Annotated in this window: 15 protein-coding genes; 3 read left to right on the top strand and 12 right to left on the bottom strand. The window is 72.8% G+C overall.

Going from position 1 to position 19,152, the window contains the following annotated elements:
• Positions 1 to 126: 126 nt before the first annotated feature.
• From ABZ738_RS14305 to ABZ738_RS14255, 11 genes are all read right to left on the bottom strand, one after another.
• Positions 127 to 1,053 carry a sporulation protein gene (locus ABZ738_RS14305; protein WP_357213256.1) on the bottom strand — a complete coding sequence of 309 codons (927 nt, stop codon included), beginning with the start codon at positions 1,051 to 1,053 and terminating at the stop codon, positions 127 to 129.
• A gap of 11 nt (positions 1,054 to 1,064) precedes the next feature.
• Positions 1,065 to 2,132 carry a hemolysin family protein gene (locus tag ABZ738_RS14300; RefSeq protein ID WP_131053508.1) on the bottom strand — a complete coding sequence of 356 codons (1,068 nt, stop codon included), beginning with the start codon at positions 2,130 to 2,132 and terminating at the stop codon, positions 1,065 to 1,067.
• The gene (locus ABZ738_RS14295) at positions 2,129 to 3,478 is read right to left on the bottom strand and encodes a hemolysin family protein (protein WP_131053509.1); all 1,350 of its coding nucleotides are present in this window, start codon (positions 3,476 to 3,478) and stop codon (positions 2,129 to 2,131) included. Before ABZ738_RS14295 ends, ABZ738_RS14300 begins: the two co-directional genes overlap by 4 nt.
• Before the next feature lie 499 nt (positions 3,479 to 3,977).
• Complete coding sequence (locus tag ABZ738_RS14290) at positions 3,978 to 5,540, bottom strand: M28 family metallopeptidase (protein ID WP_357213252.1); 1,563 nt, start codon at positions 5,538 to 5,540, stop codon at positions 3,978 to 3,980.
• Positions 5,541 to 5,704: 164 nt separating this feature from the next.
• Entirely contained in the window at positions 5,705 to 6,040 is a 336-nt protein-coding gene (gene mnhG / locus ABZ738_RS14285) for a monovalent cation/H(+) antiporter subunit G (protein WP_131053518.1), read from the bottom strand.
• Between the two features lie 47 nt (positions 6,041 to 6,087).
• On the bottom strand, positions 6,088 to 6,351 hold the full coding sequence (locus ABZ738_RS14280) for a monovalent cation/H+ antiporter complex subunit F (RefSeq protein WP_131053511.1): 264 nt from the start codon (positions 6,349 to 6,351) through the stop codon (positions 6,088 to 6,090).
• Positions 6,348 to 6,950 carry a Na+/H+ antiporter subunit E gene (locus tag ABZ738_RS14275; RefSeq protein WP_131053512.1) on the bottom strand — a complete coding sequence of 201 codons (603 nt, stop codon included), beginning with the start codon at positions 6,948 to 6,950 and terminating at the stop codon, positions 6,348 to 6,350. The genes ABZ738_RS14280 and ABZ738_RS14275 overlap by 4 nt, the downstream gene beginning before the upstream one ends.
• Positions 6,947 to 8,449: a Na+/H+ antiporter subunit D gene (locus ABZ738_RS14270; protein WP_131053513.1), complete on the bottom strand. Its 1,503-nt coding sequence runs from the start codon at positions 8,447 to 8,449 to the stop codon at positions 6,947 to 6,949. Before ABZ738_RS14270 ends, ABZ738_RS14275 begins: the two co-directional genes overlap by 4 nt.
• Positions 8,450 to 8,477: 28 nt before the next feature.
• A complete protein-coding gene (locus tag ABZ738_RS14265) occupies positions 8,478 to 8,948 on the bottom strand; it encodes a Na(+)/H(+) antiporter subunit C (protein ID WP_131053514.1) in 471 nt (156 codons plus the stop codon).
• Positions 8,945 to 11,782: a Na+/H+ antiporter subunit A gene (locus ABZ738_RS14260; RefSeq protein WP_357213247.1), complete on the bottom strand. Its 2,838-nt coding sequence runs from the start codon at positions 11,780 to 11,782 to the stop codon at positions 8,945 to 8,947. Before ABZ738_RS14260 ends, ABZ738_RS14265 begins: the two co-directional genes overlap by 4 nt.
• A gap of 441 nt (positions 11,783 to 12,223) precedes the next feature.
• Positions 12,224 to 12,562 (bottom strand): hypothetical protein, encoded by a 339-nt coding sequence (locus tag ABZ738_RS14255; protein ID WP_131053516.1) that lies wholly within the window; start codon positions 12,560 to 12,562, stop codon positions 12,224 to 12,226.
• 179 nt (positions 12,563 to 12,741) lie between these two features.
• Between ABZ738_RS14255 and ABZ738_RS14250 the strand changes: the two genes are divergently transcribed.
• Complete coding sequence (locus ABZ738_RS14250; protein WP_357213244.1) at positions 12,742 to 17,325, top strand: ATP-dependent helicase; 4,584 nt, start codon at positions 12,742 to 12,744, stop codon at positions 17,323 to 17,325.
• A gap of 9 nt (positions 17,326 to 17,334) precedes the next feature.
• On the opposite strand, the gene ABZ738_RS14245 is transcribed toward ABZ738_RS14250, so the two are convergent.
• Positions 17,335 to 17,904 carry a hypothetical protein gene (locus ABZ738_RS14245; RefSeq protein WP_176093027.1) on the bottom strand — a complete coding sequence of 190 codons (570 nt, stop codon included), beginning with the start codon at positions 17,902 to 17,904 and terminating at the stop codon, positions 17,335 to 17,337.
• Between the two features lie 114 nt (positions 17,905 to 18,018).
• Between ABZ738_RS14245 and ABZ738_RS14240 the strand changes: the two genes are divergently transcribed.
• Positions 18,019 to 18,852 carry an SAM-dependent chlorinase/fluorinase gene (locus ABZ738_RS14240; protein WP_131056854.1) on the top strand — a complete coding sequence of 278 codons (834 nt, stop codon included), beginning with the start codon at positions 18,019 to 18,021 and terminating at the stop codon, positions 18,850 to 18,852.
• A gap of 24 nt (positions 18,853 to 18,876) precedes the next feature.
• Complete coding sequence (locus ABZ738_RS14235) at positions 18,877 to 19,119, top strand: CPCC family cysteine-rich protein (protein WP_131056850.1); 243 nt, start codon at positions 18,877 to 18,879, stop codon at positions 19,117 to 19,119.
• The last annotated feature ends 33 nt before the right edge of the window (positions 19,120 to 19,152 follow it).

The raw sequence follows: 19,152 nt of genomic DNA, 5'->3' as shown, positions 1-19,152 counted from the left end.
GTTGTTGTGTTGTTGTAAGGAGGGGTCCCCTGCTAACGCCTGAGGTATAGCAGGGGACCCCTCCTTACAACGACGGCCGCGAGGTGCCGCAAACGCGGGAACGTGCGCGGGATACTGCGGCGGGTGTCAGGTGCCGTCGCCTCCACCGCCGCCACCGACACCCCCGCCGCCGGCCGTGCCGCCCAGGCCGAAGCCGGGGGCGATCGGCCGGTCGGGCGGGCGGCTGACGTGAGCGGACTCGCTGATAGTGGCCGACCAGTCGGCCTGCGCCGCCGCTGCCGCGTGCCGGTTGATCGTCTCGCGCAGCCAGCCGTCCACGACGGAGATCCAGTCGCGCTGATCGGCGCCGACGTGCCAGATCCGGAACCGGCTGATGCTGGTGTGGGTGATCCCGGCCAGTGCCAGCCGGCGGTCGCACCAGAGGATCACCTCGAGACCGGCGGAGTTGGCCACGAAGATCACCTCAAGCTCGGTGATCGGCCCGGCATAGAGCGGCCCCACCCAGAAACCCCACCGCTGGTGCAGCGGCAGGGCCTGCTCCACCCCGGGCAGCCGCCCGTCGACCAGCCCCGACTGGCGCACGCTGAACCCGAGCGTGTCCAGCGCCGCCAGGACGTGCTGCTGGGTGGGCAGCGGGTGGACGAAGATCGGCACCATGGCGCCCTGGTCCAGCGCCGGGTCGATCGCCACCTCGGTACGCAGACCCATCCGCAGGCTGAGCAGCGGCACCCCGCCGTACGTGGTCACCGGCGTCTCCCACGGCAGCGGGAACTCGAACGGGATCGACCGCGCCCGACCGGCCCGCAGCACCAACGCGTCGGCCACCTGCGCCTGGTGGAACTGCACCAGCCGTCGAGGTGCCTCCGGGTCGTCCGGCTCGACCGAGCTGACCAGGCCGAGCCGGACATGGAGGACCGGCACGTCGACCGCACCGGCGATCAGGTTCACCCGCCCCGGCAGGCGCAGACCGGGACGGGTGCTCGGATTGGCCAACGCGGTCTGCACCGTCAGGCCCGTACCGCCCGACTCCGGTGAGATCCCCGTCAGCCGCATCCGTGTCGCTCCTACCTCAGGCGGCGTACCGCACGCGGGATCGGATCGGTCTCGTCGTCGAACTCCCCGATGACCTCCTCCAACAGGTCCTCCAGGGCGACGAAGCCGACCGGTCGGGCCGGGCCCCCACCGTTGCGGACCAGCGCGAGCTGCGAGCGGCGGGCCCGCATCACGGCCACCGCCTCGGTCACGCTGGCCGTGCCCGGCAGGGTGATCGCCTCGTTCATCAGGTCCACCGCCCGGGCCTCCGGCCGGACGGCGGTCGCGCGCACCGCCTCCCGTACGTGCACCAGGCCGCAGACGTCACCGGCGGCGTCCAGCACCGCCAGTCGGGACCGGCCACTGTCCCGGCTGACCTGCTCGATCCGGTCCACCGGGTCCTCCCGGCGTACCGTCACCATCCGGTCGAAGGGCTCCATCACCTGCGCCACGGTGGTCGCCTGCAACTGGAGCATGCTGGTCAGCAACTCGTGCTGCGCGGCACCGAGCAGCCCATGCTCGTGCGACTGCTCCAGCAGCATCCGCAACTCGTCCGGACCGTGCACCTGGGCCAACTGGTCCTGCGGATTGACCTTGAACAGACGCAGCATCGCGTTGGCCACCGCGTTGAGCACCGACAGCACCGGCCGGGACACCCGGGCGAAGGCCCGGAACGGCAGGGCCAGCAGCAGCGCGGACCGCTCCGGGTGGGTGATCGCCCAGGACTTCGGGGCCATCTCACCGACCACCAGGTGCAGGAAGGTGACCAGGCTGAGCGCGAAGATCAGCGCGATCACGTGGCTGGCGCCGTACGGCAGGCCGACGGCGTGCAGCAGCGGCCCCACCAGCCGTTCGATCGCCGGCTCGGCCAGCGCACCGAGGCCCAACGTGCACAGGGTGATGCCGAGCTGCGCGCCGGCCAGCATCAGCGACAGCTCGCGTACGCCGTCGAGAGCGGCCTTCGCCGCCCGCCCGCCGCCCGCCGCCGCCTGCTCCAGGCGGTACCGCTTGCTCGCCACCAAGGCGAACTCGGCGGCGACGAAGAACCCGTTGAGCGCCAGCAGGACCACCGAGGTGATCAGCGCGAATCCGGTACTCACGCACCCACCTCCGCAGGGCCGTCGGTGAGCTGGAGCCGTACCGAGTCGGCCACGTGCCGGTCCACCGCGAGCACCTCGACCAGGGCACGCGGCCCCGGACCGTGGTCACCGTCGGCCGGCAGGCGGATCTCCAGGCGGTCACCGACCTCGGGTACCCGGCCCAGCTCCCGCATCACCAGTCCGGAGAGGGTGTCGTACTCGGGGCCCTCGGGCAGCGCGATGCCGGTGCTGTCGGCGACCTCGTCGATGCGCCAGCGGGCCGGCACCACCCACGAGCCGTCCTCCTGGCGGGCCGGGGCCCGCTCCGGCGGGTCGTCCTCGTCGCGGATCGGGCCGACCAGTTCCTCGGCGATGTCCTCCAGCGTGATGACGCCCGCGAAGCCGCCGTACTCGTCGACCACGCAGGCGAGCTGCCGGTGTCCGGACCGGAGCCGGTCCAGGACGATGGGCAACGGCAACGTCTCGGGTACGAGCAGCGGTGCGCCGGCGACCGTACTGACCGGGGTGGTGGCACGCCGTGCCGGAGGCACCCCGAGTACGTCGGCGATGCCGATCACGCCGACCAGGTCGTCGACGCCCTCGGTGCCGCGTACCGGGAAGCGGGAACGCCCGGTGTCGAGCAGCTCGACCACCCGGCTGACCGGCTCGTGGGCCAGGACGGTGTGCACGTCGACCCGGGGCACCATGGCCTCGCCGGCGGTCAGTTGACGGAAATCGAGCCCCCGGTCCAGCAACTCGGACATCTCGGCGTCGAGATGTCCGCCCTGCCGGGACTCGGCGATGATCTGCTCCAGGTCCTCCGGCGTGGCACCGCTGGGCAGTTCCTCGATCGGTTCGATGCCGACCCGGCGCAGCAGCCGTACCGCGGCCCGGTCGAACAGTTTGATGAGCGGCCCGGCGACGGCCAGGTAGACCAGGGTGGAACGGGACAGCGCCCGGGCCACCGACTCGGGCCGGGCGATGGCCAGGTTCTTGGGGGCCAGCTCGCCGACCACCATCTGCACCACGGTCGCGATGACCAGGGCCAGGGCGACCGACAGCGGGAGGCTGACCGCGGTGGAGACGCCGGAGACGCCGAGCAGCTCGGCCAGGCCGGCGCCGAGATAGGGCTCGGCGAGGTAGCCGACCAGCAGCGTGGTGACGGTGATGCCGAGCTGCGCGCCGGAGAGCATGAACGACAGCCGTCCGGTGACCTCCAGGGCGCGGACGGACGCCTGGTCGCCCTCGTCGGCACTCTGCTTGAGCTTGCCCCGGTCGACCGCGACGTAGCCGAACTCCTGCGCGACGAAGTAGCCCGTCGCGATGGTCAGAACGATGATCAGTACGAGACCGACGGTGATCAACACGGGACGCTCAGGGCTCCCGGGGTCGTCGGGTCGTGTGGATGCCGGGGCTTACCCGGCTGGCTACTGCTGCCCTCCTGGGCAGAAGAGTCGATCATCCCCTCATTCTACCGGCGGGGACGCCCGGCTCGCGGGCTGTGGAGGCACTGTCCCGACCGCGTGGCACGCCGCCGTCGGGCCTGCTCGGTGTGCGGCGTGCGGCCGCGGGGTGTGGGGTGCTCGGGGTGCGTGGCAGTGCAGCTGCTGTGCGCACGGCGTGTCGGAGAGCTGCACTGCCACGCTCTTGCCGATCGGTCCAGCGGCGATGGTGCGGGCGGGCGGCGTAGACGTCGGCGGGATGCGGGTGGTCCAGGTGCCACAGGATGCGCATCGGGTCGAGTCGTGAACGACCATCTGACCCCGGTGGACCTCGCTCTTCGGGCATGCCGCTGTTCGGATGTTAGGAGGGGACCCCTGCTATACCGGAGGCGTTAGCAGGGGGCCCTTCCTTACACCCGGGCGGTCAGTTTTGCACGATGCGGACGTCGTCGACGGCGGCCTCGACCAGGCTGGCGGTGCTGGCGTCGGCGGCGTCGATCACGATCCGGACGGTCTGTCCGCGTAGGGCCGAGATGTCCGCGCCGCCGCTCTGCCAGGAGGCGGCCCGGTTGGTGGCCGCGCCGGTCGCGGTGAGCGCGGTGAGCGCGGTGAGCGTGCTACTGCCGACCACGCGTACCCGCAGGTAGTCGGCGCTGCTGGAGTTGTTCAGGTGGGCCAGGTACCAGGAGAACGAGAGCGTCAGCGTGCCGGTGGACGGCAGGGTGATCGTCGGGGACTGGACGGTGCTGACGCCGCCGTCGAGGTCGTGGTCCCCCGCGCTGCTGCCCGCGAGCGGTCCGGTGACCAGGTCGAAACTGCCGCTGACGGTGGTGCCGAGCTGGGTGGCGACACCGGAGCTGCTGGTGGCGGCGGGGTCCGCGCGCTCCCACCGACCGGCGGTGGCGGTGTCCGTACCTGCCGGGTTGACGGTCCAGCCGGTGGCGGTCTCGAAGGTGTCGCTGTAGACCGTGGTGACGGGCGGTGGGGTCGCCACCTGGGCCAGCGTCCAGACGGTGTACGCGATCGCGTCGGCGTTGCGGTCCAGCGCGGTGTCGTTGATGTTGGTGAGCGTGTCGCAGGACCGGTGGTAGCAGGGGTCGAACGCCTGCCCGGCGGTGCCGCCCCAGAGTGACGCCTGGGCGCTGGACTTGGTGCCCTCGGCGCCGGTGAAGGTGCCACCGGCCGGGATGCCCACGCTGATGAACGGGCCGTAGTCGCTTCGTCCGTCGAAGTCGGTGCCCCGGGTCGGTACGCCGATCGAGGTGAAGTACGCCTGGATGGTCTGCTCGATCTGGGCGGAGCCGGCCGGGCCGGGCCCGGAACCCACCCCGTCGGAGTTGTCCCCGTCGTAGACGAAGTAGCCGGCGTTGGGTGAGCCGACCATGTCGAAGTTCAGGTACTGCTTGATCCGGCTGCGCTCGGCGGTGGGCAGGTTGTTGACGTAGTACTGCGAGCCACGCAGCCCCAACTCCTCCGCGCCCCACCAGGCGAACCGCAGGTGCCGGTCGGGTGCGAACCCGGTCCGGGCGACGGCGAGCGCCACCTCCAGGATCGCGGCCGAGCCGGAGCCGTTGTCGTTGATGCCGGGCCCCGCGGTGGTGCTGTCCAGGTGCGCCCCGGTCATCACGACCGCGTTCGGGTCGCCGCCGGGCCAGTCGGCGATCAGGTTGTAGCCGGTGGCGCCGTTGTAGGTGAACGACTGGACGGCGGTGGTGTAGCCGACGGCGTCGAGCTGTGCCCGGACGTAGTTGACCGAGGCGAGGTAGCCGGGTCTGCCGTGTGCCCGGTTGCCACCGTTGGCGGTCGCGATCGACTGGAACTGGTTGAGGTGCCCCTTGACGTTGGTCAGGGAGATGTCGGGCGCGGTGACGGCGGCGGCGATGGGTGCGGCACCGGCCACGGGCGCGCCCGCGAGGGCCGACGCGGCGACCGTCGCGGTGGCGACGACCGCGGCTAGCCCGGCGGTACGGAGGGTGCGGGGTCTCATGGGTCCTCCCGGTTCGGGGGCGAGCACCGGCCGACCGTGGGTGCACGGGTGGCCGGCGGACGGCCATTTGATCGATGTCCGTCATTGCGAGAGGTTGCTGGGCCGGGCCCTGGCGGGCAAGACGCAAGGTGCCGGATTGATCGCTCCGTCCGAAATCCGGCGTGTCACCGGTCGGCGAGGTCGTCGGCCTCCAGCAGTTGCCGGTCCAGTCGTCCGCTGCGGTACGCCGCCCGACCGATCATCTGCGCGGCGACCGGCGCGGTGGCCAACTGGAAGACCCCGACCAGCGCGATCATCCCGATGTCGGAGACGGTCCGCAGCCGCAGCCCGACCCCCAGCAGCAGGAGCAGGACGCCGAGCACCTGCGGCTTGGTGGCCGCGTGCATCCGGGTCGGCGCGTCCGGGAAGCGCACCACCCCGATCGCGGCGGCCAGGCTCAGCAACGCACCGGCGATCAGGCTGGTCGCGCCCAGCCAGTCGGCGACGGTCCCGAGGGTCACCCCGTCCAGCCAGTTCGCGGCCGACAACACGGTCGACCGGACGGCCGTCACGGCTTCTCCCGGACGGCGAAGCGGACCATCGACACCGAGCCGACGAAGCCGAGCAGGCCGAGCGCCACCAGCACCGGCAGCGTGGTGGCGTGCCGGTTGATCGCCGCCTCCGCACCGACTGCGCCGATCATGGTGGCCAGCAGCATGTCGGCGGCGATCACCCGGTCCAGCAGCGACGGCCCCCGGTAGAGCCGGGCGAGGGCGAGCAGCGCGGTCACCGACAGAAGACCCGCCAGTACGACGATGAGGACGGTGTTCACGGGGACTCCTTGTCGGCCGGGTCGGCGCGCAGGCGGCGGACCTCGGCCGTCGACCCCACCGCCTCGATGATCCGCCGTTCCACGGCGCGTACCTGCTCGCGGGCGTCGATGAGGTCGCTGCGTCGGCGTACGTCCAGCACGTGCACGTAGAGCGTCGCGCTCTCCCGCTCCACGTCCACGATCAACGTCCCCGGCACCAGCGAGAGCGCCTCGGCGGTGAGGGCCAGGTTCAGGTCGGTGCGGACCCGCAGTCGCACCGCCACGATGGCCGAGCGGGGCACGTACCCGGGCTGCACCGCGATCCGGGCGACGTGCGCGCTGGCCCGGACCAGTTCGACGACGAACCGGACCCCGAACACCAGCAGTCCCCAAGGCCGCAGCCGCCCGGCGAAGGTCACCGGCGGGAGCGGGAAGAACACCAGCACCGCCGCGCCGACCAGGATTCCGCCCAGCAGGTTGCCCCAGGTGAACTCGCCCCAGAGCAGGTTCCAGACCAGCACCAGCCAACCGACGGCGATGGCCTGGTCCCGCCACCGGCCCGCCCGGCCGCGTACGTCCCGGCCTGGCTCGTCGGCCGGCCCGTCGTGGAGATCGGTCACGGTGGACCGTCCGGCAGGACGGCGTGGATGTACGGGGTCCGCTCGCGCAGGTCGACGGCCGCGCCGGTGGTCACGTCGAACAGTGGACCCGCCACCACGGTCAGGGACACCCCGAGGGCCACCAGGGCGATGGTGGCGCCGACGGTCAGCGCGGGCAGCGGAGCGGTCGGTTCGACGGTCTGGCAGGGCGTACGCCAGAAGGCCAGGTTCCACACCCGGCTGGCCACGTAGAGCGTGAGCAGGCTGGTCAACGTGCCGACCGCCACCAGCGTCCAGGGCAGCGCGCCGCCGACCGCCACGCCGGCCTGGAGCAGCCCGAGCTTGCCGAGAAACCCGGAGAACGGCGGTATGCCGGCGAGGTTCATCGCCGAGACGAAGAAGAGCACGGCGAGCAGCGGCGTCAACCGGGCCAGGCCGCCGAGCCGACGCAGGTCGGTGCTGCCGGTGCGTTGTTCGATCAGGCCGGCGACCAGGAACAGGGTGGTCTGGATGGTGATGTGGTGGACCACGTAGAAGATGGCCCCGACCAGTCCGGCGACGGTACTGAGCCCCACCCCGAAGATCATGTAGCCGATGTGGCTGACCAGTGTGAACGAGAACAGTCGTTTCAGGTCCGACTGGGCCACCGCGCCGAGGATGCCGACCAGCATGGTCAGCCCGGCCACCACCATCAGCACCCGGTCGGCCTGCTCGCCGGGGAAGAGCAGGGTCTGGGTCCGGATGATCGCGTACACGCCGACCTTGGTGAGCAGGCCGGCGAAGACCGCGGTGACCGGGGCCGGGGCGGTCGGATAGCTGTCCGGCAGCCAGGCCGAGAGCGGGAAGACCGCCGCCTTGATGCCGAAGGCCAGCAGCAGCATCAGTTGCAGACTCAGCCGTACGCCCTCGGGCAGCCCGTCGAAGCGGGCCGCGAGGTGGGCCAGGTTGAGCGTGCCGGTCGCCGCGTACACCAGGCCGACCGAGATCAGGAAGATCATCGAGGCCAGGACGTTGACCACCACGTACGTCGAGCCGGTGCGGATGCGCAGTCGCGTGCTGTTCAGCGTGATCAGCACGAAGCTGGCGGCGAGCAGCATCTCGAATCCGACGAAGAGGTTGAACAGGTCCCCGGCGAGGAAGGCGTTCGTCACGCCGGCGGTCAGCACCAGGTAGGTGGGGTGGAAGATGGCCAGCGGCGCGGACTCGCCGGTGTCCGCCTGGCCCTGGCCGATCGAGTAGAGCAGCACGCACAGGGTCACCGCCGAGGAGACCACCAGCATCAACGCCGCCAACTGGTCGGCGACCAGCACGATGCCCACCGGTGCCGGCCAGGCGCCGACCTGCACCACCGCCGGACCGTGCCGGTAGGCGTGCACCAGCAGCAGCACCGCCACCACGAGTGTGGTGGCCAGGCAACCCACGCTGACGATGCGCTGCGGCACGGGCCACTTCGCCAGCAGCAGGGTCAGTGCCGCGCCCAGCACCGGCAGCAGCACCGGCAGCGGCACGAGGGCGGTCATCGGTGCCGCCCGTGCGACGCGTACCGGCTCATCCCGGGCCCCCCTCACGGCGGCGCTGCCACGGCGCGGGCGCGTCGACCTGCTCGGGGTCGCTCTCCGGCGGTTCCCCGCCGAGGTCCGCGGTGGAGACCTCCCGGCGCGCCGCGCGGCGGACGATCTGCTGGTCCTCCAGGTCGTCGGGCACCTCGTCGTCGCCGGTCAGGTACCAGCTGCGGTAGCTGATGGCGAGCAGGAAGGCGGTGAACCCGAACGTGATGACGATGGCCGTCAGCACCATGGCCTGGGGCAGCGCGTCGCTCATCCGATCCGGCTCGGTGACCCCGGCGACCGGTGCCCGCCCGGACCGGCCACCGAAGATGATCAGCAGGTTGACGCCGTTGCCGATCAGGATGATGCCGAGCAGGATCCGACTCAGGCTGCGTTCCAGCAGCAGGGTCACCCCGCAGCCGACGAGCACCCCGATCGCCACGAACGAGACAAGGTTGGCCCCGGCGCTCATCGGGTGCCGCCCCGGCGCTCCACGGCGAGCCCGCCCTCGGGTCCGCCGGCCGCCTCGATGTGCCGGTCCACCTCGGCACCGAGACTGCGCAGCACGTCCAGCGCCAACCCGATCACCACCAGATAGACGCCGATGTCGAAGAAGAGCGAGGTGATCAGGTAGAAGTCGCCGATCACCGGCAGCCAGAGGTCGATCCGCGCGCTCTCCAGCACGGCACCGCCGGCCAGCAGGGAGGCCACCGCGCCGCACACCGTCAGGCCCAGCCCGGCGCCGAGTACGGTGCCGGCGGAGACCGGCGCGGCCTCGGCCAGTTCGTACCGGCCGCCGGCGAGGTAGCGCATGGTCAGCGCCAGGCTGGCCACCAGGCCACCGGCGAATCCCCCACCGGGCGCGTTGTGGCCGGAGAACAGCAGGTAGAAGGAGAAGAGCACGGCGGTGTGGAAGATCAGCCGGGTGACCACCTCCAGCACGATCGAGCGGTTGCGTTCGATCAGCGTGGCGCCGCCGCGCAGCCACACCGGCCGCCCGGCCAGGCTCTCGCCCCGGTCGGCGTCCAACCGTCGGGGCCGGGGGCCGGTGCGGGACTGCTGGAAGACCAGACTGGCCACCCCGGTCGCGGCGGCCACCAGCACCGCCAGCTCACCGAACGTGTCCCAGGCCCGGATGTCGACGAGCGTCACGTTCACCACGTTGCGGCCGTACCCCTGCTCGACGGCGAGCCGGGGGAAGTCCTCGGAGATGGTGCGGGTGTGCCGGGCCGCCGTCGCGGCCAGCGCGAGCCCGGCCACGGTGAGGCCGACGAGTGCGCCGATCGACCGGCGGATCCAGCGGCTGCGACGCAGCGGACGCACCGAGAACCGCTCCGGCAGGCGACGTAGCACCAGCACAAAGACCGCGATGGTCACGGTCTCCACCAGGAACTGGGTGAGCGCCAGGTCAGGTGCGCCGTGCAGCACGAAGAACATCGCGGTGCCGTAGCCGGTCACCCCGACCAGCAGCATCGCGGTGAGCCGGCGGCTGGCCCCGACGGCGAGCAGCGCCGCCATCGCGATCACCAGCAGCACCACCGGCTGCGCGGGCGAGCCCCACAGCATCAGGGATTGTTCCCACGGACGGATCACCAGCAGCACCCCGCCCGGCACGGCGGAGAGCACGATCAGGATGAGACCGAGGTACTGCGGCAGTGAACCCCGTTGGGTGACGCTGGTGACGTCCACCGCGGTCCGGTCGAAGCGGTGGATGAGCCACTCGTAGCCCTGCTGTCCGGTGGCCGGGGACCGCAGTCGGGCCAGCACCGGGGTCAACGGACCGCGGAGCAGGAACAGCACCGCGCCGCCGGCGAGGGTCAGCGCGGAGAGACCGAGCGCGAGGTGGAAGCCGGGCCAGAGGGTGAGGTGCCCGTGGACCGGTCCGAGGAGTTGCGCGTACGGGCGGAACAGGTGGTCGAGCGCGCCCGCCGCCGGCCCGGCGACGAGTCCCGCCCCGGCGAGCACGGCCGGTGGCCAGAGCATCGCCGCCGGGATCCGCTCCAGTTCGGTCGGCGCCAGGCCGGGACGGGTGCCGAACGCGCCCCAGAGGAACCGGATGCTGTAGGCGACCGTGAGCACGGTGCCGACCACCAGCACGGCCAGCGCCGCCGGCCGATCGGTGAAGGCGGCGAAGATCGCCTCCTTCGCGGCGAAACCGAACAGTGGCGGCACCCCGGCCATGGAGGCGGCGGCGAGCCCGGCCACCACCGCCAGGAGCGGGGTACGCCGCCCCAGGCCGGACAGCTTGCGCAGGTCACGGGTGTGTGCGCCGTGGTCGATGATGCCGACGACGAGGAACAGCGCCGCCTTGAACAGGGCGTGTGCCACCAACATCGCCACGCCGGCCAGCGCGGCGTCCGGGGTGCCCACCCCGATCGCCACCGCCACCAGGCCGAGCTGGCTGAGCGTGCCGTACGCCAGCAGCAGTTTCAGGTCGTTCTGCCGCAACGCGGACCAGCCGCCCAGCACCATGGTGGCCAGCCCGGCGACAAGTACCACCGGTCGCCACGGGCTCGCCTGCGCCAGCAACGGGGCGAGCAGACCGAGCAGGTAGACGCCGGCCTTCACCATCGCCGCCGCGTGCAGGTACGCGCTGACCGGCGTCGGTGCCGCCATCGCCACCGGCAGCCACGAGGTGAACGGCAGCAGGGCCGACTTGGACAGCGCCCCGAGCAGGATCAGCACCACGGCGACGACCAGGTACGCCCCGCCGGGCAGCGGGTGTTGCGACAGTTCCGACAGGCGGTAGGTGCCGGCGTGGTGGCCCAGCATGATGAACCCGACCAGCATGGCCAGGCCGCCGAACGTGGTCACGGTCAGCGCCTGGGCGGCGGCCCAGCGGGCCGAACGCCGCTCGGCGCTGTGCCCGATGAGCAGGTAAGAGAAGACCGTGGTCAGTTCCCAGCAGACGTAGAGCAGCAGCAGGTCGTCGGCGAAGACCAGGCCGAGCATGGCTCCGGCGAAGCCGACCAGCACCCCGGCGAACTGGGCCGTCCCGACGGCCGGGGGCGGGAAGTACCGTGCACTGTAGACCAGCACCAACGCGCCGACGCCGCCGATCAGCAGGGTCATCACCCAGGACAGCGTGGTCGTCCGGAAGGCCAGGTCGAGCCCGAGCTTCGGGATCCACGGGTACGTCTCGACCACCGCACCGCCGTCGGTCACGTCGGGGGTGCGGACCACCGCCCAGCCGAACGCGGCGGCCGGCGCGAGCGCCAGCGGATAGCAGGCGCGCGCACCCCACCGACGGACCAGCAGCGGTGCCGCCAGCGCCGCCACGAGGTGCAGGATCAGCAGTACGAGCACGCGCGCTCCCGGTCGAGGTGGCAGCGGCGCCCGTTTCGCGTGCATGGCGCCTACCTGCGATCAGACGACATCTCCGGGGCGCGATAGACGGTTTTACCGAAAAAAGCCCATATTCACCTTTGTCTGGCGCGTCGAGGGTGCCAGGCGGCGGGCGCGAAGCTGACCCACCCCTCGTGGCGCCTTTTGCTCTGCTTCAACCCACGCAACAGTCACCCTTCGTGTCGATCATCGAGGTCGCCATCGGCGCCGGTCGCCAGAGCAGCGCAGTTCAGAGGGCATTGCGTGGGTTGAAGCAGAGCAAAGGCGAGCGAGAGCACTCGGAGACGACCCAGGGAAGCCACGAAGAGTGACCGGCCGCAGTCGACCGCGCTCGACCGGGAGAGATTCGGTGACGCTCGGGCGCGGCGGGGCCTCGCCACAGGCGGCGCGAGGGGTTCCGTCCTATCCGGCGCGGGTCTCGACCGTCAGGTCCGGTCGGCCGAGTTGCCGTGCCGCCTTGTTGACCAGTCGCTGGGCTGCGGCGAGCGAGCGCACGGAGAGTAGCCGCCCTCGACTCTCCCGGCGGAGCACGAAATAGTGCACGGCGACCCGCACCCGCGCCCGGTCCGCGGCACTGGCCTGGGCCGTCGACGCGATCAACTCCCGCAGGCAGCCAGCGAGACGCTCGGCCAACTCAAGATCGGGCCCGTGCAGGCCGGTGCGGAGAGTGGCGACATGACTGTCGACCTTGCGAATCAGGACGTCGGTGCCGGACCCTGGACTCCGCTCCTCGACGTCCATCCGACCTCCTCGCCGTGCGCTACACCGCGAGTGAAGTTACTTTATGTTGCCGGATGCAAGCAAGCAGTTAAGTAAGACTTAACGGATTCTACGGTCATGACGCCTGCAACGCCTTAAACAGACATACCTCTCCACCGTCGAACACGAAGGATGTCGGTCCCCAGGGGCAGTATGGGGTCGTGGCGGATTCCAGCGGCGGGTCGACGGGGGTGCTCTCCCGCTTCGGTCCGGCGACCCGGGAGTGGTTCGGGGCGGCCTTCGCCGCGCCCACGGCAGCGCAGGCCGGCGCCTGGACGGCGGTCGCGGCCGGGCGGCACGCCCTGGTGGTGGCGCCGACCGGTTCCGGCAAAACCCTCGCCGCCTTCCTCTGGTCGCTCGACCGGTTGGCCCGCGAGCCGGCCCCCGACGACCCCCGACACCGGTGCCGGGTGCTCTACGTCAGCCCGCTCAAGGCGCTCGCGGTCGACGTCGAGCGGAACCTGCGCGCACCTCTGGCGGGCATCCGGCAGGCCGCCACCCGGCTCGCGCTCCCCCCGCCGGAGATCACCGTCGGCATGCGGACCGGCGACACCCCGGCGGACGAGCGGCGGGCCTTCGCACGGACTCCGCCGGACATCCTGATCACCACCCCGGAGTCGCTGTTCCTGCTGCTCACCTCCGCCGCGCGGGACGCGCTGCGGGGCGTCGAGACGGTGATCGTCGACGAGGTGCACGCGGTCGCCGGCACCAAACGCGGCGCCCACCTCGCGCTCTCCCTGGAGCGTCTCGACGAGTTGTTGCCCGCTCCGGCGCAGCGGATCGGGCTCTCCGCCACCGTCCGGCCGCTCGACGAGTGCGCCCGGTTCCTCGGCGGCGCCCGCCCGGTCGACGTGGTGGCCCCGGCCAGCGCCAAGACGATCGAGGTCAGCGTCCAGGTCCCGGTGGAGGACATGACCCGCCTCGACGAGCAGGAGCAGCCGGAGGACGACCTCGGGCGCCCCAGGTCGGCGTCGATCTGGCCCGCCGTCGAGGAACGCGTCCACTCGTTGATCCGAGCCCACCGCTCGACCATCGTCTTCACCAACTCCCGGCGCAGCGCCGAGCGGCTCTGCGCCCGCCTCAACGAACTCGCCCACGAGCAGACCACCGCGCCGACCACCGGCGGGGTGACCCCGCCGGCCGAGCGTGCCGGCCGGACACCGGCGGAGATGATGGCCCAGGCCGGGGCCGTGGCCGGCGCGCCGCCGGTGATCGCCCGCGCGCACCACGGCAGCGTCTCCCGCGAGGAGCGCCGGCACATCGAGGAGGCGCTCAAGGCCGGTCAGCTCCCGGCCGTGGTCGCCACCTCCAGCCTCGAACTCGGCATCGACATGGGCGCGGTCGACCTGGTCGTGCAGATCGAGGCGCCGCCGAGCGTGGCCGCCGGCCTGCAACGCGTCGGGCGGGCCGGGCACCAGGTCGGCGCGGTGTCCCGTGGGGTGGTGCTGCCCAAGCACCGGGGCGACCTGCTCTCCTGCGCCGTGGTCGCCGAGCGGATGGGCGACGCCGCGATCGAGGAGCTGCACCATCCGCGCAACCCGCTCGACGTGCTCGCCCAACAGATCGTCGCGATGGTCGCGCTCGACGAGTGGCCGGTGGCCGACCTGGCGACGGTGGTCCGCCGTGCGGCGCCCTTCGCCGAGCTGCCCGACTCCGCGCTGCACGCCGTGCTCGACATGCTCTCCGGCCGCTACCCGTCGACCGCCTTCGCCGAGCTGCGTCCCCGCCTGGTCTGGGACCGCGCCACCGACCTGCTGACCGGTCGGCCGGGCGCCCAACGGCTCGCGGTGACCAGCGGCGGCACCATCCCCGACCGGGGTCTGTTCGGCGTCTTCCTGGCCGGCGCCGAACGCGCCGCCCGGGTCGGCGAGCTGGACGAGGAGATGGTCTACGAGTCCCGGGTGGGCGACGTCTTCCTGCTGGGCTCGTCGTCCTGGCGGATCGAGGAGATCACACCGGACCGGGTGCTGGTCTCCCCCGCGCCCGGCCAGGCGGCGAAGATGCCGTTCTGGAAGGGCGACCAGCCGGGCCGTCCGGTCGAGTTGGGCCGGGCGATCGGTGCCCGGGTACGCGGCCTGCTGCGCCAGGGTGACGACGAGGCGACCGCCGCGTTGCGCGCCACCGGCCTGGACGACTGGGCCGCCGGCAACCTGATGGCGTACCTGCGCGAGCAGCAGGCCGCCACCCGCGCCCTGCCCGACGACCGGACGGTGGTGGTCGAGCGGTTCCGCGACGAGTTGGGCGACTGGCGACTGGCGGTGCACAGTGTGCTCGGCGCCCGGGTCAACGCGCCCTGGGCACTGGCCGTCGGCCGTCGACTCGCCGAACGGTACGGCGTGGACGCCCAGGTGCTGCCCGCCGACGACGGCATCGTGGTGCGCCTGCCGGACACCGCCGACACGCCGCCCGGTGCCGACGTGGTGGCCTTCGACCCCGAGGAGATCGTCCAGCTCGTGGAGGAGTCGGTCGGCACCTCGGCGCTGTTCGCGGCCCGGTTCCGCGAGTGCGCCGCGCGGTCGCTGCTGCTGCCCCGCCGCGACCCGCGTCGCCGCCAGCCGCTCTGGCAGCAGCGGCAACGTGCCGCCCAACTGCTCGACGTCGCCCGCGAGTACGCCGACTTCCCGGTCACCCTGGAGGCCGCCCGCGAATGTCTCCAGGACGTCTTCGACCTGCCCGCGCTGACCCAGGTGATGCGGGACCTGGCCGGTCGCCGGGTGCGGCTGGTCGAGGTGGAGACCCCGCGTCCGTCGCCGTTCGCCCGCTCGCTGCTCTTCGGGTACGTGGGCGCCTTCCTCTACGAGGGCGACTCGCCGCTGGCGGAGCGCCGGGCGGCGGCGCTGGCGCTGGACTCGGCCCTGCTCGGCGAGCTGCTCGGTCGGGTCGACCTGCGCGAGCTGCTCGACGCGGAGGTGCTCGCCGAGACCGAGCGACAGCTCAGGTGGCTCACCCCGCAGCGCCGTCCCCGCGACGCCGAGGACGCGGTGGAGCTGCTGCGCCAGGTCGGCGACCTGAGCGACGACGAGCTGGCGGCACGCGGGGTGCCGGTGGACTGGCTGACCGAGCTGGCCGCCGCCCGGCGGGTGCTGCGGGTCCGCGTCGCCGGGCAGGACCGCTGGGTCGGCGTGGAGGACGCCGGCCGGCTGCGGGACGCGTTGGGCGTGGCCCTGCCGGTGGGCGTCGCCGAGGCGTACCTCGAACCGGTCGCCGATCCGCTCGGTGACCTGGTCGCCCGGTACGCCCGCACGCACGCGCCGTTCGCGGCGAGCACCTGCGCGGCCCGGTTCGGGCTGGGCGTCTTCGTGGTGGAGCAGACCTTGCGCCGACTGGGGGCCACCGGTCGGGTGGTCTCCGGCGAGTTCACCCCGGAGTCGGTCGGCACCCAGTGGTGCGACGCCGAGGTGCTGCGCCTGTTGCGTCGCCGCTCCCTCGCCGCACTGCGTCGCGAGATCGAGCCGGTGCCGCCCCGGGCGCTGGCCAGCTTCCTGCCCCGCTGGCAGCAGGTCGGCTCGTCGGCGCGCGGGGTCGAGGCGGTGGCCGCCGCCCTGGAGCAGTTGCAGGGCGTCTCGGTGCCCGCCTCGGCCCTGGAACGGCTGGTGCTGCCGGCCCGGGTGGCCGACTACTCCCCCGCCCACCTCGACGAGCTGTGTGCCAGCGGCGAGGTGCTGTGGGCCGGCGCGGGTGCGATCTCCGGCGGCGACGGCTGGGTCGGCCTGGCGTACGCGGACGCCGCCGCGCTGCTGTTGCCGCCGACGGACGACGCGCTGGCGCGTACGCCCCTGCACGACGCGGTGCTGGACGCGCTCGGTGACGGACAGGCGATGTTCTTCCGCCCGCTGGCCGACCGGGTCCGGTCCACCGACGACGCCGAGCTGACGGCGGTGATCTGGGAGCTGGTCTGGTCCGGTCATCTCACCAACGACACGCTCGCACCGCTGCGGGCGCTGCTCGGCGGCGGTGGCGCGCACCGGTCCCGGCCGACCGCCGCTCGGGGCCGCTACCGACGGCCGGGACGGGTGGCCCTGCCGGCCCGGGGTGGCCCGCCGACGGTGGCGGGCCGCTGGTCCCGGCTGCCGGAGCGGGACACCGATCCGACCCGCCGGGCCGCCGCACTGGCCGACGTGCTGCTGGAGCGGCACGGCGTGGTGACCCGGGGCGCGGTCGTCGCCGAGCAGGTGCCGGGCGGGTTCGCCGCGGTGTATCCGGTGCTGGCGGCGATGGAGGAGCGCGGGGCGGCCCGGCGTGGATACTTCGTCGACGGTCTGGGCGCGGCACAGTTCGCGGTACCCGGCGCGGTGGACCGGATCCGGGCCCTGGCCGAGCCGCTCGACGACGGTCGGGCGACTCGGGGTGCTCCGGCGGTGGTCCTGGCCGCGACCGACCCGGCCAACCCGTACGGCGCGGCACTGCCCTGGCCGGAGCGGGTGGTCGACTCGGGTGACGCGGCGACCCCCGCGCCCACCGGGCACCGGGCCGGGCGCAAGGCCGGTGCCCTGGTCGTGGTGGTCGCCGGCGATCTGGTGCTCTACGTCGAGCGCGGCGGCCGGACGATCCTCAGCTTCACCGACGACTCCGACGCGCTGACCGCTGCCGGCAAGGCGCTGGCCGACGCGGTCCACTCCGGAGCGCTCGGCCCGATGTCGGTGGAACGCGCCGACGGTGAGGCCGTCCGCTCGTCGCCGCTGCGGGACGCCCTCACCGCCGCCGGTTTCCGCACCACCCCGCGCGGCCTGCGGCTACGCGCCTGAGCGCCTGGCTCAGTCGAGCGCGGTCAGCGCCTTCTCGTAGGCGGGGCGGTCGGCGCGGGGCGTCTTGGCCTCCAGGTAGTTGAGCACGACGGTGCCGGAGCGGAACGAGGCGCCGGCCCACACGTCGGCCATGTCGGTGGCACTGACCTCGTCGGGGAAGACGTAGACGGCCACGCCGTCGGTGACCACGATCTCCGAGCAGCCCAGGCCGAGCCCGTCCGGCCCGCAGTCCACCGAGCGGTCCTTGGACTTGCCGGCCTTCAGCCCGGCGGCCCGGAACGCGGCGACGACCTCCCGCGCGCTGGGCTCGCCGGCCTTGCGGGGCGGCAGCTCCACCGGGGGCGGGCTGGGCGGGCGGCGCTCGGTGCTGCCGGTGACGGTCGGCTCGGCGGTGGACGGCGCGCCCGACGGGGCGTCCGACGGGACCGGTGGGGTGGCTGCGGTGGCCGGCGCGCTGGCCGGGGGCGGCGCGCTCGTCGGGTCGGCGGCGGACGGCTGTTCCTTCTCCCCACCACCGCAGGCGGTGAGGGCGGCGGTGACCGCGACGAGGACGAGGGCTGGCAGGATCCGGTGGCTCACTCAGAGCAGTCTGCCGGGCGGACGTCGCGGTGTGCAGTGGCCGGTCGGTCAGGCGGCCTGTCACCTATCCGGCACCGACACCGGACCGTACGATGCGGTGCCGTGACCAGCAGCGTGGATCGGGTCGTCTCGTTCACCACCGACTACGGCCTGACCGACGGATTCGTGGCGGCCTGCCACGGGGTGATCACCCGGCTCGCCCCGACGGTGCGGGTGATCGACGTGACGCACCTGGTGCCACCGGGCGATGTCCGGCGGGGCGCGACGGTGCTCGCCCAGACGGTGCCGTACCTGCCTGGCGGCGGCGTACACCTGGCCGTCGTCGACCCGGGGGTGGGTACGGCCCGGCGGGGTGTCGCGCTGGCCACGCCCGGGGGCCTGCTGGTGGGGCCGGACAACGGCCTGTTGTGCGACGCGGCCGACGCGTTGGGTGGGGTGCGCGCCGCAGTGGAGCTGACCGATCCGACGTGGTGGGGCGCCCGGGTCTCCGCCACGTTCCACGGCCGGGACGTGTTCGCGCCGGTGGCGGCCCGGCTGGCCACGGGAGCGCCGATGGCGCAGGCCGGTCCGGCGGTCGGTCCGGAGACGCTGGTACGCCTGCCGGAGCCGGTGGTCGAGTCGACGCCGGACGGCTTCGTCGCCGAGGTGTTGACCGTGGACAACTTCGGCAACGTGCAGGTGGCGGCGTCGGCCGACCTGCTCGCCCCACTGCCGGCCCGGTTACGGGTACGCCCGCACGACGCCGAGCCGGTGCGGGAGGCGGTGCACGGACGGACGTTCGGCGACGCGCCCGTCGGCGGGCTGGTGGCGCATGCCGACTCGGCCGGCCTGGTGGCGCTCTCGGTCAACGGGGGACGCGCTGTGGACCTGCTCGGGGTGGTACCGGGTAGGCTGCTGCGGGTGTGGGCGGCCCCCACCGACGAGGTGCCCCGCGCCACACGCCCGTGACGTCTACTGTGGAAAGCTGTTCGGGTGAACGATCGCTGGGTTCCCGCCGCCTGCCCCTGCTGCGCGTACCGGACCGGCGGCGGCACCTGTCCGGTCTGCTTCTGGACCGACGACGGTCAGGCCGACGCCGACGCGGACGTGGTCCGTGGCGGCCCCAACGGCGACCTGAGCCTGTCGCACGCCCGGCTGAACTTCGCCGTCTACGGTGCCTGCCACCCCCGCTACCAGGACGCGGTCCGGGGCCCCCGTCCGGACGAGCTGCCCTGAGCCCAGGCCGGGCCGGCGTGGGAGGACACCGGC

Origin of the sequence: Micromonospora sp. NPDC047793 (assembly GCF_040642635.1) — a bacterium.
Taxonomy (GTDB): Bacteria; Actinomycetota; Actinomycetes; order Mycobacteriales; family Micromonosporaceae; genus Micromonospora.
This window is presented reverse-complemented; position numbering and strand designations above follow the sequence as displayed.

Bases quoted from the DNA above. Each gene is read 5' to 3' on its own strand.
- ABZ738_RS14305 (WP_357213256.1), bottom strand. From the start codon at position 1,053: ATGCGGCTGACGGGGATCTCACCGGAGTCGGGCGGTACGGGCCTGACG.
- ABZ738_RS14290 (WP_357213252.1), bottom strand. From the start codon at position 5,540: ATGAGACCCCGCACCCTCCGTACCGCCGGGCTAGCCGCGGTCGTCGCC.
- ABZ738_RS14270 (WP_131053513.1), bottom strand. From the start codon at position 8,449: ATGACCGCCCTCGTGCCGCTGCCGGTGCTGCTGCCGGTGCTGGGCGCG.
- ABZ738_RS14265 (WP_131053514.1), bottom strand. From the start codon at position 8,948: ATGAGCGCCGGGGCCAACCTTGTCTCGTTCGTGGCGATCGGGGTGCTC.
- ABZ738_RS14255 (WP_131053516.1), bottom strand. From the start codon at position 12,562: ATGGACGTCGAGGAGCGGAGTCCAGGGTCCGGCACCGACGTCCTGATT.